This is a genomic window from uncultured Nocardioides sp. (assembly GCF_902805925.1).
Taxonomy (GTDB): domain Bacteria; phylum Actinomycetota; class Actinomycetes; order Propionibacteriales; family Nocardioidaceae; genus Nocardioides.
The window spans coordinates 1-12,369 of record NZ_CADCUP010000021.1; the positions used below are offsets into that span (position 1 = coordinate 1).

Here is a 12,369-nt window from a genome sequence, read left to right on the forward strand (position 1 = left end):
GTCGTGAGCACCACCGTCGCGCCGGCGTGACGCAGGTCGGTGAGCATCTCCCACGTCGCGCGCCGGGCGTGCGGGTCCATGCCCGCGGTCGGCTCGTCGACGAAGACCAGCTCGGGGCGCCCGACGACCGCCATCGCCAGCCCGAGCCGCTGCTGCTGGCCACCCGAGAGACGGCGGTACGGCGTCCGCCCACAGTCGCCCAGCCCCAGCCGGTCGGCGAGCTCCTCGACGTCGAGCGGGTGGGCGTGCAGCCGGGCGACGTGGCGCAGCATCTCCATCGCCCGGGCGCCCGACCACGCGCCGGCGCCCTGGAGCATCACGCCCAGCCGGGGGAGCAGCTCGCGGCGGTCGCGCCGCGGGTCCAGGCCGAGCACGGTCACGCTGCCCCCCTGGGGCGCGCGGTAGCCCTCGCACGTCTCCAGCGTGGTGGTCTTGCCGGCGCCGTTCGGGCCGAGCACGGCGGTGATCGTGCCTCGCTCGACGGCCATCGTCAGGCCGTCCACGGCGACCTTGTCGCCGTACCGCATCACCAGGCCGTCGACACTGACAGCGAGGTCGGTCGGGCGGTCGGGCACGCTCCGAGTCTAGGGTTCGGGTCCCCGCCGGCCCCCGTGCGGGTGGCGCGGCTCAGGGGAACAGCGCCGAGGCGGCGTCGCCGGCGAGGAGGAGGCCCACGATGGCGACCACCCACAGCCCGGCACCGCTGGAGCGACGGTCGAGCCAGCCCGCCAGCCGCTCCAGCCGGCCGTGCAGCTGCCTGTCGAGACCCAGGCGCACGCCGAGGAGCACGAGGGCCGGCAGCACCATGACCAGGCAGTAGCCCAGCACGACGGGCACCCAGCCGACGGCGGGCAGGTCTGCGGCGGTGATGATCCCGACGGCGGCCAGGAACGGCACCATGGAGGCGACCTCGACCAGCGCCGCGAGCACCCCGACCCCGGCCACGGCGCGGTACGACGCGTCCTGACCCATCAGCCGCGCCCGCCACGCGTCCTCGCGCCGGGGCTGCTCGACCGCCGCCGGTCCCGCGGTGCCCCGGCGCCACCAGCGGCGCGGGTCCCCGAGGACCCCGACCACGAGCAGGGTGACGCCGAGGGCGAGCTGGGCCCAGCGGAGCGCCTGCACGTCGCCGAGGTCGCGCCCGAGCTCCAGGAGCCGGTCGGCCCCGGCCACCAGGGCGAGGCCGATCGCGGCGTAGAAGCCCGCGACGGTGGCCAGGAAGACCAGGTAGCGCCCCACGTGCACGCGCGGCGCGACGAGCAGCACGAGCGGCAGCACCAGCGTGCCCATGCTGGTGCTGTCGACCAGCGCCAGGCCGACCAGGCCCAGCCACGCGACCGCGTCCACGACTCTCCCTCCGCCGGGCTGTGGTGCCGTTACCGTACAACTGTGTTAAAAAGAGCCGTGCCTCGCCTCATCGACCATGACCAGCGCCGGAACGAGATCGCCGCCGCCCTGCGGCGCGTGGTGCTCCGCGAGGGCATGGCGGCCGTGTCGGTCCGCACGGTCGCGGCAGAGGCCGGTTGGTCGCCGAGTGCGGTCCGCCACTGGTTCCCCGACCAGGCGGCGCTCGTGCGGTTCGCCGTCGCCCGCACCATGGCCGAGGCGCCGGCGCGGCTGCGCGAGGTCCTCGCCGCCGGTCCGTCGCGCGAGAACGCCCAGCTCCTGCTCGAGCAGCTGCTGCCGCTCGACGACGTACGCCGGGTCGAGATGCACGTGTGGCTCGCCGCCGTCGACCCGGCCCGCCACGACGATGGCTTCGACGAGACCCGGTCGCAGATGTTCGTCGCCCTGCGCCACGTGTGCCGTACCGCGGTCGCACGGTGGTGCGACCTCGCCCCGCCGGCGTCGGTGGGGGAGGTGGTCGATGCGGTGGAGCAGGACGCCGCGGTGCTGCACGCGCTCCTCGACGGCCTGGCGCTCCACGGCGTGCACTACCCCGAGGAGGCGACGCCGGAGCGGATACGTGCGGTCCTGCGCCACCACCTCGAGGCGATCTCCACCAGGTCGAGACTTTAAGCGGATGCCGGTTGTCGGTGGTCCCCCCTACGGTTCGACCATGACGTCCACACCGGCCATCGAGGCCGACAACCTGGTCAAGCACTTCGACGACAAGGTCGCGGTCGACGGCGTCAGCTTCTCCGTCCCGCAGGGCAGCGTCCTCGGACTGCTGGGCCCCAACGGCGCGGGCAAGACGACGACCGTCCGCATGATGACGACGCTCTCCCGGCCGACCAGCGGCACCGCCCGGGTGGCGGGCCACGACGTGGTGCAGGACCCGCGCGCCGTCCGCCGCAGCATGGGCCTCACCGGCCAGGCGGCGACGGTCGACGAGCTGCTGACCGGTCGCGAGAACATCCGCCTCATCGGCGGGCTCTACGGCCTCACGCCTGGCTACATCAAGCGCGCCGGCGACGAGCTGCTCGAGCGGTTCTCGCTCACCGAGGCCGGCGACCGGATCGTGAAGACCTACTCCGGCGGCATGCGGCGCCGGCTCGACCTCGCGGTGAGCCTGGTGGCGATCCCCCCGGTGCTCTTCCTCGACGAGCCGACCACCGGCCTCGACCCGCGCAGCCGCGTGGAGCTGTGGGACGTGCTGCGCGGCCTGGTCCGCGACGGCACCACCCTGCTGCTCACCACGCAGTACCTCGAGGAGGCCGACCAGCTGGCCGACCACATCGTGGTGATCGACCGCGGCAAGGTCATCGAGCAGGGCACGGCGTTCGAGCTGAAGAACCGCTCCGGCCAGTCCGCCGTCGTGGTGACGGTGTCCGACGCCGCCGACCTGACCCGGGCGGAGGCGCTGCTGCGCGAGGTGGTCGACGAGGTCCACCTCGACGAGGGCGCCCGCCAGCTCACCGCGCCGGCCGACGGCCTGCGCGCCATGACCCGCATCGCCGGCATCTTCGACGACAGCGACATCGAGCTCGACGACCTCGGGCTGAAGCGCCCGAGCCTCGACGACGTCTTCCTGCGCCTGACCGGCCACCGCGCGGAGGAACCCACCCACGAGACGGAGGAGGTGGCCCCATGAGCACCCAGTTCGAGCGGCCGGAGTCCGAGCGCACGACGGGGAGCACGACCGGGCGGCAGCCGGGCCTCGAGCGGCCAGAGATCCGCGACACCGGCCTGCTGCGGCAGTCGCTGACGATCGTGCGCCGCAACCTCATCCACATCAAGCGGATGCCCGAGATGCTGCTCGACGTCACCATCCAGCCGGTGATGTTCGTGCTGCTGTTCGCGTTCGTCTTCGGCGGCTCGATCGCCGTCCAGGGGTCTCCCGCGGGCTACCGCGAGTGGTTGATGGCCGGGATCATGGGCCAGACAGTCGCCTTCGCATCCTTCATCGTGGCCGTCGGCCTGACCGCCGACATCGACAAGGGCATCGTCGACCGCATGCGCTCCCTGCCGATCAACCCGGCGGCCGTGCTCGTCGGGCGCAGCATCTCCAGCCTCCTTCACTCCAGCATCGGCATCGTGATCATGTCGCTCACCGGCCTGGCCGTGGGGTGGCGGATCCGCGAGGGGGTCCTCGATGCGGCGCTGGCCTACTTCCTGCTCCTCCTGTGGGGCTTCGCGATGATCTGGCTCGGCATCCTGGTCGGCTCGGCGATGCGCTCGGTGGAGGCGGTCAACGGGTTGATGTTCGCCACCATGTTTCCCGTCACATTCCTGGCCGACACCTTCGCGCCCACCGAGAACATGCCCTCGGCGCTCCGCACGGTCGCGGAGTGGAACCCGCTCTCCTCGCTGGTGCAGGCGGTGCGCGAGCTGTGGGGCAACACCGGTCCCGCTCCCGCCGACGCCGCGCTGCCGCTGCATCACCCGGTGCTGAGCACCATCATCTGGACCGTCGGGCTGACCGCTGTGCTGGCCCCGCTGGCGCTGCGTGCCTTCCAGCGCCGTACCGCCACGTGAGTCCGGGGCCCGGAGGTAAGGGTGACCTTGCTTGAACGGGCGGAATCAATAACGGCACACTGATGTTGTGGAAATCATGGAGGGACACCCAGGACACCAGGGACAGGACCAGCCGACGCGCCTGCGCGTCGCCAGGTCCATCCTGGACAACGGGCCCTCGACCGCCGCAGCGCTGGCCGAGCGCCTCGACCTGACGCCGGCCGCCGTACGCCGCCACCTCGACCACCTCGTCGAGGAGGGCGCCGTCTCGGCCGCCGAGCAGCGCGTCTACGGCGCGCGTGGCCGTGGCCGGCCCGCCAAGGTGTTCGCGCTGACCCAGCACGGTCACGACGAGTTCGACCAGCAGTACGACGACCTGGCCGCCCTGGCCCTGCGCTTCCTGGCCGAGACCGGCGGCGACGACGCGGTGATGGAGTTCGCCCGCCGCCGGGTGGCCTTCATCGAGCGCGACTGCGAGCGCCTGCTCGCCGAGCAGCCCGGCCTGTCGCCCGCCCACGCGCTGGCGACCGTGCTCACCAACGGCGGCTACGCCGCCACGATCCGTGAGCTTCCCGTCGTGGGCGACCAGCTGTGCCAGCAGCACTGCCCGGTCTCCCACGTCGCCCACGAGTTCCCGCAGCTGTGCGAGGCCGAGACCGAGGCCATCGGCCGCGTCCTCGGCACCCACGTCCAGCGGCTCGCCACGATCGCCCACGGCGACGGCGTGTGCACGACCTGCATCCCGAGCACCACCACCCAGAAGGAGAAGCGATGACCTCCATCGAAGAGCTGAACCCCGAGCTGAAGGGCATCGGCCGTTACCAGTTCGGCTGGGCCGACAAGGACGAGGCCGGCGCGATCGCCACCCGTGGCCTCAACGAGGACGTCGTCCGCGACATCTCGGACAAGAAGTCCGAGCCGCAGTGGATGCTCGACCTGCGGATGAAGGGCCTCAAGCTCTTCCACCGCAAGCCCATGCCGACGTGGGGCTCCGACCTGTCGACGATCGACTTCGACAACATCAAGTACTTCGTGCGGTCCAGCGAGAAGCAGGCCACCTCGTGGGAGGACCTGCCCGAGGACATCAAGAACACCTACGACAAGCTGGGCATCCCCGAGGCCGAGAAGCAGCGCCTCGTCGCCGGCGTCGCCGCGCAGTACGAGTCCGAGGTCGTCTACCACTCGATCCGCGAGGACCTCGAGGAGCAGGGCGTCATCTTCGTCGACACCGACACCGCGCTGAAGGAGCACGAGGAGCTCTTCCGGGAGTACTTCGGCACCGTGATCCCCGTCGGTGACAACAAGTTCGCCGCGCTCAACACCTCGGTGTGGTCGGGCGGCTCGTTCATCTACGTGCCGAAGGGCGTGCACGTCGACATCCCGCTGCAGGCCTACTTCCGCATCAACACCGAGAACATGGGCCAGTTCGAGCGGACGCTGATCATCGTCGACGAGGACGCCTACGTGCACTACGTCGAGGGCTGCACCGCGCCGATCTACACCTCCGACTCGCTGCACTCGGCGGTCGTGGAGATCATCGTGAAGAAGGGCGGCCGCTGCCGCTACACGACGATCCAGAACTGGTCGAACAACGTCTACAACCTCGTCACCAAGCGCGCGACGTGCGAGGCCGGCGCCACCATGGAGTGGGTCGACGGCAACATCGGCTCCAAGGTCACCATGAAGTACCCCGCGATCTACCTGATGGGCGAGCACGCCAAGGGCGAGACGCTGTCCATCGCCTTCGCGGGCGAGGGCCAGCACCAGGACGCCGGCGCCAAGATGGTGCACGCGGCGCCCCACACCTCGAGCTCCATCCTGTCCAAGTCGGTCGCCCGGGGTGGTGGCCGGACGTCGTACCGCGGGCTGATCCAGGTCAACGAGGGCGCCCACGGCTCGAAGTCCAACGTGCTGTGCGACGCGCTGCTGGTCGACCAGATCAGCCGCAGCGACACCTACCCCTACGTCGACATCCGCGAGGACGACGTGTCCATGGGCCACGAGGCGAGCGTCTCGAAGGTCTCCGACGACCAGCTCTTCTACCTCATGTCACGCGGCATGGAGCAGGACGAGGCGATGGCGATGATCGTGCGCGGCTTCGTCGAGCCGATCGCCAAGGAGCTGCCGATGGAGTACGCCCTGGAGCTGAACCGGCTGATCGAGCTGCAGATGGAGGGCGCGGTCGGCTGATCGCCGGCCCCCGACCCTCCCTCCGACCCAAGGAAGACGTGACCAGTGACCGTGACTGATGTCGCCCGCGAGAGCGTGGCAAGCGCGCTCGAGCAGGCCCCGGTGGTCTCCCACCTCAACCCGTTGCCGTCCTACGACCTGGCCGACCACCCGGTCCCGACCGGGCGCGAGGAGGTGTGGCGGTTCACCCCGATCAAGCGGCTGCGGGGGATCCTCGACGGCGAGCCCTCCGACGCCCGCCTCGAGTGGGACACCTCGGTGCCCGAGGGCATCGAGATCTCCACCATCACCGCCGAGCAGGCCCGTGAGCTCGGCGAGCTCCCGCCCAACGAGCGGCCGGCCGCTCTTGCGGTCGCCCGCTCGGGCGGCGCAGCGCTCATCGACGTGCCGGCCGAGCTGGCACCGGGGGAGCCGCTGGTGATCCGGCTGACCGGCGCGTCGGTCGACGACCTGGTGTGGGGCCACCTGGTGTTCCGCATCGGCAACCACGCCGACGTCACCATCGTGCTGCTCCACAGCGGCTCGGCCCGCTACTGCGCCACGACGTCGTTCCTGGTGGGCGACGGAGCGCGCGTCAACGTCGTCTCCCTGCAGGACTGGGCCGACGACGCGGTGCACCTGGGCCGCGACGCCATCCGCGTGGGTCGCGACGCCTCGGTCAAGCACACCTCGGTCTCCTTCGGGGGCGACGTGGTGCGGATGCACGCGAACGTCGAGTACGCCGCGCCCGGTGGCGAGGCCGAGCTCCTGGGCCTCTACTTCGCCGACGCGGGCCAGCACCTCGAGCACCGGCTCTTCGCCGACCACAACCAGCCCCGCACCAAGAGCAACGTCGCCTACAAGGGCGCGCTGCAGGGCCAGGGCGCCCACACCGTGTGGATCGGCAACGTGCTCATCCGCAAGGTCGCCGAGGGCATCGAGACCTACGAGGAGAACCGCAACCTGGTGCTCACCGACGGCTGCCAGGCCGACTCGGTGCCGAACCTCGAGATCGAGACCGGTGAGATCGCCGGCGCCGGACACGCCTCGGCGACCGCGCGCCTCGACGACGAGCAGCTGTTCTACCTCCGCTCGCGCGGTGTGTCGGACGTGGAGGCACGGCGGCTGGTGCTGCACGGCTTCTTCAACGACCTGATCCGCAAGGTCGGTGTGCCCTCGCTGGAGGGCCGGCTGACCCAGACGGTCGAGGTCGAGCTCGCCAAGACCGTCCTGGCGGGCGTCCCCCTCGGGGCGTCGCTGATCCTGCCCGTCGAGGAGGTGGCGGACTGATGTCCTTCGTCCGCGCCTGCGCGCTGGCCGACCTCCGCGACGGCGAGGCCCTCGGCGTCAGCATCGAGGGCCAGGACGTCGCCGTGGCACGCGAGGGGACCGAGGTCTTCGCGATCGAGGACCTCTGCAGCCACGCCGCCGTCGCCCTGTCCGAGGGAGACGTGGAGGACTGCACGGTCGAGTGCTGGCTCCACGGGTCGCGCTTCGACCTGCGCACCGGCAAGCCGACCAGCTTCCCGGCCACCGAACCCGTGGCCACCTTTCCCGTCGACGTCCGGGAGGACGACGTGTACGTCGACATCCAGACCACCCTGAACGGAGTGACCCCCGCATGAGCACGCTCGAGATCACCGACCTGCACGTCTCCGTGAACACCGAGGACGGCCCCAAGCCGATCCTCAACGGCGTCACGCTGACCATCAAGGACGGCGAGACGCACGCGATCATGGGCCCCAACGGCTCGGGGAAGTCGACGCTGGCCTACTCGATCGCCGGGCACCCCAAGTACACCGTCACCGGCGGCACCGTCACCCTCGACGGCGAGGACGTGCTGGCCATGTCGGTCGACGAGCGGGCGCGCGCCGGCCTGTTCCTCGCCATGCAGTACCCCGTCGAGGTGCCGGGGGTGTCGGTGTCGAACTTCCTGCGCACCGCCAAGACCGCGATCGACGGCGAGTCCCCGAAGCTGCGCACCTGGGTCAAGGACGTCAACAACGCCCTGCAGGCCCTGGACCTCGACCCGACCTTCGCCTCGCGCTCGGTCAACGAGGGCTTCTCCGGCGGTGAGAAGAAGCGCCACGAGATCGCCCAGCTCGAGCTGCTCGACCCGAAGGTCGCCGTGCTCGACGAGACCGACTCGGGCCTCGACATCGACGCCCTCAAGATCGTCTCCGAGGGCGTCAACCGCTTCGCGTCGAAGGGCAACAAGGGCGTCCTGCTGATCACCCACTACACGCGGGTGCTGCGCTACATCAAGCCCGACTTCGTGCACGTCTTCGTCGCCGGCAGGATCGCCGAGCAGGGCGGGGCCGAGCTGGCCGACCAGCTCGAGGCCGAGGGCTACGACAAGTACACCTCGGCACTGCGATAAGCAGCACCGGGCTGCGGCACCACCTCTGGCAACGCGGAGAAAGGAACTGAGATGATCGAGGGACTGCTCCCCGAGCTCGACGTCATCCGCAAGGACTTCCCGATCCTCGAGCGCACCCTGGCCGACGGGCGCCCGCTGGTCTACCTCGACAGCGCGAACACCTCGCAGAAGCCGCAGGTGGTCATCGACACGATGGTCGACCACCTGGAGCGGCACAACGCCAACATCTCCCGGGCGATGCACCTGCTGGGCGCGGAGTCGACCGAGGCGTTCGAGAACGGTCGCGACCGGGTCGCCTCCTTCATCGGCGCGCCCTCGCGCGAGGAGGTGATCTTCACCAAGAACGCCTCGGAGGCGCTCAACCTGGTCGCCAACACGCTGGCCTGGAAGGGCCCGCACCAGCTCGGCGAGGGCGACGAGGTCGTCATCACCGAGATGGAGCACCACTCCAACATCGTGCCGTGGCAGCTGGTGACCGAGCGCACGGGCGCGACGCTGCGCTGGTTCGGGCTCACCGACGAGGGTGAGCTGGACCTGTCCGACATCGACGACCTGCTCACCGAGCGCACCAAGGTCGTGGCGCTGACGTGGGTCTCGAACATGCTCGGCACCATCAACCCGATCGCCGAGATCACCCGACGGGCCCATCAGGTCGGTGCGCTGGTCGTGGTCGACGCCTCTCAGGCCGTGCCGCAGCTGCCGGTCGACCTGCAGTCCTTCGACGAGGAGTCGCGGCCCGACTTCCTCGCCTTCACCGGTCACAAGGTCGTGGGGCCCACCGGTGTCGGGGTGCTGTGGGGCCGCCGGGAGGCGCTCGAGTCGCTGCCACCGTTCCTCGGCGGCGGCGAGATGATCGAGACCGTGCGCATGGAGTCCTCGACGTACGCACCGATCCCGCACCGCTTCGAGGCCGGCACACCGCCGATCGTCGAGGTCGTCGGTCTCGGAGCGGCGGTCGACTACCTCGACCACGTGGGCATGGAGGCCATCCACCGCCACGAGCAGGCCATCACCGGCTACGCGCTCGAGGGCCTCGCCGGAGTGCCCGGACTGACGGTCCTCGGCCCCCTCGACCCGACGCGGCGCGGGGGAGCGGTCTCCTTCGAGCTCGCCGGCGTGCACCCGCACGACGTGGCCACGGTGCTCGACACCCGCGGCCTCGCCGTCCGGGCCGGTCACCACTGCGCCCGGCCCGCCCACGCCCGCTTCGGGGTGCAGAGCTCGGTACGGATGTCCTCCTACCTCTACACGACGCCCGCCGAGATCGACGCGCTCGTCGAGGGCCTCCACTTCACCCGCGACTACTTCAAGGTGAGCTGATGTCTGCCGAGCTGGACTCGCTGTACCAGGAGATCATCCTGGACCACTACAAGAACCCGCACCATGCCGGGCTCCGCGACCCCTTCGGGGCAGAGGTGCACCACGTCAACCCCACGTGCGGCGACGAGCTGACGCTGCGCGTGCAGGTCACCGACGGCACCGTCGCCGACGTGTCGTACGACGCCGAGGGCTGCTCCATCTCGCAGGCGTCGGCCTCGGTGATGAGCGACCTGGTCATCGGCCGGTCGGTCGAGGAGGCCATGGAGATCCACCACACGTTCCTGACCCTGATGCAGGGCAAGGGGCAGGTGGAGCCCGACGAGGACGTCCTCGAGGACGGCATCGCCTTCGCCGGGGTCGCGAAGTTCCCGGCGCGCGTGAAGTGCGCCCTGTTGTCATGGATGGCCTGGAAAGACGCCACCGCCCGAGCCCAGGAGGACTCCCATGTCTGAGACCAGCACCGACCACACGTTCCACGACCACGCAGACGCCCATGCAGACGCCCACGGGGACCTCCCCGAGGTCCCCCAGGCGTCCGGCACCGGCTCGTCGGTCTCCGTCGACGACGTCACCGAGGCGATGAAGGACGTCGTCGACCCCGAGCTCGGCATCAACGTCGTGGACCTCGGCCTCGTCTACGACGTCCACCTCGACGAGGGCAGCAACGTCGTCCTCGACATGACGCTCACCTCGGCGGCCTGCCCGCTGACCGACGTCATCATGGACCAGACCAACCAGGCCCTCGAGGGCATCGTCAACGACGTGGCCATCAACTGGGTCTGGATGCCGCCGTGGGGTCCCGACAAGATCACCGACGACGGCCGCGAGCAGCTGCGCGCGCTGGGCTTCAACGTCTGACGCTCCGGCCATGAGCACCCCGGTCGAGGCCTTCTGGGAGGTCGCCCGCTTCCACGCCAGGCTCAACAGCGTGCCGTCGTACTTCGGCCCGACCACCCTCGAGGTCGTGCCACCGCCGGCCTGGTCGTTCGGGGACGGTCCCGAGGAGTCCGACGCGCTGCTGCGGCTGGTGCTCGACGGCACCAAGACGGCGACGGCCACCGCGCTGAGTGACTACGACGCGGGGGGTCAGCCCCTCCCGGAGCGCGGCACGATGAGCATCCTCCTCGACGGCGCGGGGCACCCGCGGGCGCTCATCGAGTCGACCGAGGTGACGGTCGTGCCCTTCGAGGAGGTCACCGAGGAGCACGCGTTGCTCGAGGGCGAGGGGGACCGGTCGCTGGCGGGGTGGCGCGCCCAGCACGAGCGGCTCTTCCGCGGGACCGCCCCCGACGACGCCGGCTTCACCCCCAGCATGCCCGTGGTGCTCGAGCGGTTCCGGGTCGTCTACCGGGCCCGGTGACGCCGCGGTCCGCCGACCAGCCATGATGGCCACCATGCGAACCATGGGGGTCGAGGAAGAGCTGCTGCTCGTCGACGAGCTCAGCGGCAAGCCGCGAGCCGTGGCGGCGGCGGCGCTCGAGCACGTCGAGGAGCCGGCCGACGGTGCCGACGGTGGCGTCGTGGGCGAGCTGATGATGCAGATGCTCGAGACGGGCACCCGTCCCTGCACCACCCTGGCCGAGCTGACCGAGGAGCTCGCCGCCTGGCGCCGGCGCGCCGACGAGGCCGCCCGCACCGTCGGCTGCCGGGCCGTCGCCCTGGCGACCTCGCCCGTGCCCGTGGTGCCGGAGACCACCACGAGCCCGCGCTACCAGCGGATGGCCGAGGAGTTCGGGCTGACGCAGGCCGAGCAGCTCGTGTGCGGCTGCCACGTGCACGTGTCGGTGGAGTCCGACGAGGAGGGCGTGGCCGTCCTGGACCGGATCCGCGGCTGGCTCCCGGTGCTGCTCGCGCTGACCGCCAACTCGCCCTACTGGCAGGGGCTGGACACCGGCTACGCCAGCTTCCGCTCCCAGCTGTGGCGCCGCTGGCCCTCCGCCGGCGCGACGGACGTGTTCGGCTCGGTGGAGACCTACCACGGCGCCGTGCACGCGATGGTGGCGACGGGCGCGGTCCTCGACGAGGGGATGGTCTACTTCGACGCCCGGCTCTCGCGCACCTATCCGACGCTCGAGGTGCGCGTGGGCGACGTCTGCGCGGACCGGGAGGTGGTGGTGGCCGCGGCGGCCCTGGTGCGGGCCCTCGTGGACACCGCCGCGCACCAGTGGCGAGACGGCACGCCCGTGCCGGACGTCCCCACGATGCTGATCAGCCTCGCCACCTGGCGGGCCGGCCGCTCCGGGCTGGGCGGTGACCTGGTCGACGCCTTCTCGGGTGCGCCGCACCCGGCCGCGGAGGTGGTGCAGGCACTCCTCGAGCACGTCCGGCCGGCCCTCGACGCCACCGGCGACACCGGGCTCGTCGAGGGCGTGGTCGCCCGGCTGCTGCGCGACGGCACCGCGGCCGACCGCCAGCGGGCCGTCGCGGCGGAGGCCACCGGGCTCCCGGCCGTCGTCCGCGACAGCATCGAGCTCACCCACCGCTGACCGGGGTCAGCCGGTGTAGGCCGGCAGCGGGGGCTCCCAGGTCAGCGGGACGTGCGGGGCGAGCTCCTCGGTCTCGCCCTCGGGCCACAAGCCGGTCCCCGTGTACGTCGTCGCGCC

Annotated in this window: 15 protein-coding genes; 13 read left to right on the forward strand and 2 right to left on the reverse strand. The window is 71.1% G+C overall.

The annotated features are described in order from the left end of the window. On the reverse strand, window positions 1-527 hold a 527-nt coding region (locus QZX64_RS01230), incomplete at its 3' end, for an ABC transporter ATP-binding protein (protein WP_366558491.1). A gap of 100 nt (window positions 528-627) precedes the next feature. Then, a complete protein-coding gene (locus QZX64_RS01235; RefSeq protein WP_295656298.1) occupies window positions 628-1,347 on the reverse strand; it encodes a GAP family protein in 720 nt (239 codons plus the stop codon). Window positions 1,348-1,404: 57 nt separating this feature from the next. On the opposite strand from QZX64_RS01235, the gene QZX64_RS01240 reads away from it, so the two are divergent. The 13 genes from QZX64_RS01240 to QZX64_RS01300 all read left to right on the forward strand — a co-directional run bounded on the left by QZX64_RS01240 (window position 1,405) and on the right by QZX64_RS01300 (window position 12,252). Continuing rightward, window positions 1,405-2,019, forward strand: coding sequence for a TetR/AcrR family transcriptional regulator (locus tag QZX64_RS01240; RefSeq protein ID WP_295656300.1), 615 nt, complete (start codon window positions 1,405-1,407; stop codon window positions 2,017-2,019). 40 nt (window positions 2,020-2,059) lie between these two features. Then, window positions 2,060-3,034, forward strand: a complete 975-nt coding sequence (locus tag QZX64_RS01245) for an ATP-binding cassette domain-containing protein (RefSeq protein ID WP_295656301.1) — start codon at window positions 2,060-2,062, stop codon at window positions 3,032-3,034. Then, complete coding sequence (locus QZX64_RS01250) at window positions 3,031-3,918, forward strand: ABC transporter permease (protein WP_295656304.1); 888 nt, start codon at window positions 3,031-3,033, stop codon at window positions 3,916-3,918. Before QZX64_RS01245 ends, QZX64_RS01250 begins: the two co-directional genes overlap by 4 nt. A gap of 76 nt (window positions 3,919-3,994) precedes the next feature. Then, a complete protein-coding gene (locus tag QZX64_RS01255; RefSeq protein WP_295656305.1) occupies window positions 3,995-4,672 on the forward strand; it encodes a metalloregulator ArsR/SmtB family transcription factor in 678 nt (225 codons plus the stop codon). Next, window positions 4,669-6,087, forward strand: coding sequence for a Fe-S cluster assembly protein SufB (sufB, locus tag QZX64_RS01260; protein ID WP_295656307.1), 1,419 nt, complete (start codon window positions 4,669-4,671; stop codon window positions 6,085-6,087). The genes QZX64_RS01255 and sufB overlap by 4 nt, the downstream gene beginning before the upstream one ends. A 51-nt stretch (window positions 6,088-6,138) precedes the next feature. Beyond that, window positions 6,139-7,356: a SufD family Fe-S cluster assembly protein gene (locus tag QZX64_RS01265; protein WP_366558490.1), complete on the forward strand. Its 1,218-nt coding sequence runs from the start codon at window positions 6,139-6,141 to the stop codon at window positions 7,354-7,356. After that, window positions 7,356-7,691, forward strand: coding sequence for a non-heme iron oxygenase ferredoxin subunit (locus QZX64_RS01270; protein ID WP_295656311.1), 336 nt, complete (start codon window positions 7,356-7,358; stop codon window positions 7,689-7,691). Before QZX64_RS01265 ends, QZX64_RS01270 begins: the two co-directional genes overlap by 1 nt. Further along, window positions 7,688-8,446 carry a Fe-S cluster assembly ATPase SufC gene (gene sufC / locus QZX64_RS01275; protein WP_295656312.1) on the forward strand — a complete coding sequence of 253 codons (759 nt, stop codon included), beginning with the start codon at window positions 7,688-7,690 and terminating at the stop codon, window positions 8,444-8,446. The genes QZX64_RS01270 and sufC overlap by 4 nt, the downstream gene beginning before the upstream one ends. A 63-nt stretch (window positions 8,447-8,509) precedes the next feature. After that, window positions 8,510-9,766: a cysteine desulfurase gene (locus QZX64_RS01280; protein WP_295656321.1), complete on the forward strand. Its 1,257-nt coding sequence runs from the start codon at window positions 8,510-8,512 to the stop codon at window positions 9,764-9,766. Next, window positions 9,766-10,218 (forward strand): Fe-S cluster assembly sulfur transfer protein SufU, encoded by a 453-nt coding sequence (gene sufU, locus QZX64_RS01285; RefSeq protein WP_295656314.1) that lies wholly within the window; start codon window positions 9,766-9,768, stop codon window positions 10,216-10,218. Before QZX64_RS01280 ends, sufU begins: the two co-directional genes overlap by 1 nt. After that, complete coding sequence (locus tag QZX64_RS01290) at window positions 10,211-10,624, forward strand: metal-sulfur cluster assembly factor (RefSeq protein WP_295656316.1); 414 nt, start codon at window positions 10,211-10,213, stop codon at window positions 10,622-10,624. Before sufU ends, QZX64_RS01290 begins: the two co-directional genes overlap by 8 nt. Window positions 10,625-10,634: 10 nt before the next feature. After that, complete coding sequence (locus QZX64_RS01295; protein ID WP_295656318.1) at window positions 10,635-11,126, forward strand: ASCH domain-containing protein; 492 nt, start codon at window positions 10,635-10,637, stop codon at window positions 11,124-11,126. A gap of 34 nt (window positions 11,127-11,160) precedes the next feature. Beyond that, the gene (locus tag QZX64_RS01300) at window positions 11,161-12,252 is read left to right on the forward strand and encodes a glutamate--cysteine ligase (protein ID WP_295656319.1); all 1,092 of its coding nucleotides are present in this window, start codon (window positions 11,161-11,163) and stop codon (window positions 12,250-12,252) included. The last annotated feature ends 117 nt before the right edge of the window (window positions 12,253-12,369 follow it).

Coding starts and splice junctions, on each gene's coding strand:
- QZX64_RS01245 (WP_295656301.1), top strand. CDS start 2,060: ATGACGTCCACACCGGCCATCGAGGCCGACAACCTGGTCAAGCACTTC.
- QZX64_RS01250 (WP_295656304.1), top strand. CDS start 3,031: ATGAGCACCCAGTTCGAGCGGCCGGAGTCCGAGCGCACGACGGGGAGC.
- QZX64_RS01255 (WP_295656305.1), top strand. CDS start 3,995: ATGGAGGGACACCCAGGACACCAGGGACAGGACCAGCCGACGCGCCTG.
- sufB (WP_295656307.1), top strand. CDS start 4,669: ATGACCTCCATCGAAGAGCTGAACCCCGAGCTGAAGGGCATCGGCCGT.
- QZX64_RS01270 (WP_295656311.1), top strand. CDS start 7,356: ATGTCCTTCGTCCGCGCCTGCGCGCTGGCCGACCTCCGCGACGGCGAG.
- sufC (WP_295656312.1), top strand. CDS start 7,688: ATGAGCACGCTCGAGATCACCGACCTGCACGTCTCCGTGAACACCGAG.
- sufU (WP_295656314.1), top strand. CDS start 9,766: ATGTCTGCCGAGCTGGACTCGCTGTACCAGGAGATCATCCTGGACCAC.
- QZX64_RS01290 (WP_295656316.1), top strand. CDS start 10,211: ATGTCTGAGACCAGCACCGACCACACGTTCCACGACCACGCAGACGCC.
- QZX64_RS01295 (WP_295656318.1), top strand. CDS start 10,635: ATGAGCACCCCGGTCGAGGCCTTCTGGGAGGTCGCCCGCTTCCACGCC.
- QZX64_RS01300 (WP_295656319.1), top strand. CDS start 11,161: ATGCGAACCATGGGGGTCGAGGAAGAGCTGCTGCTCGTCGACGAGCTC.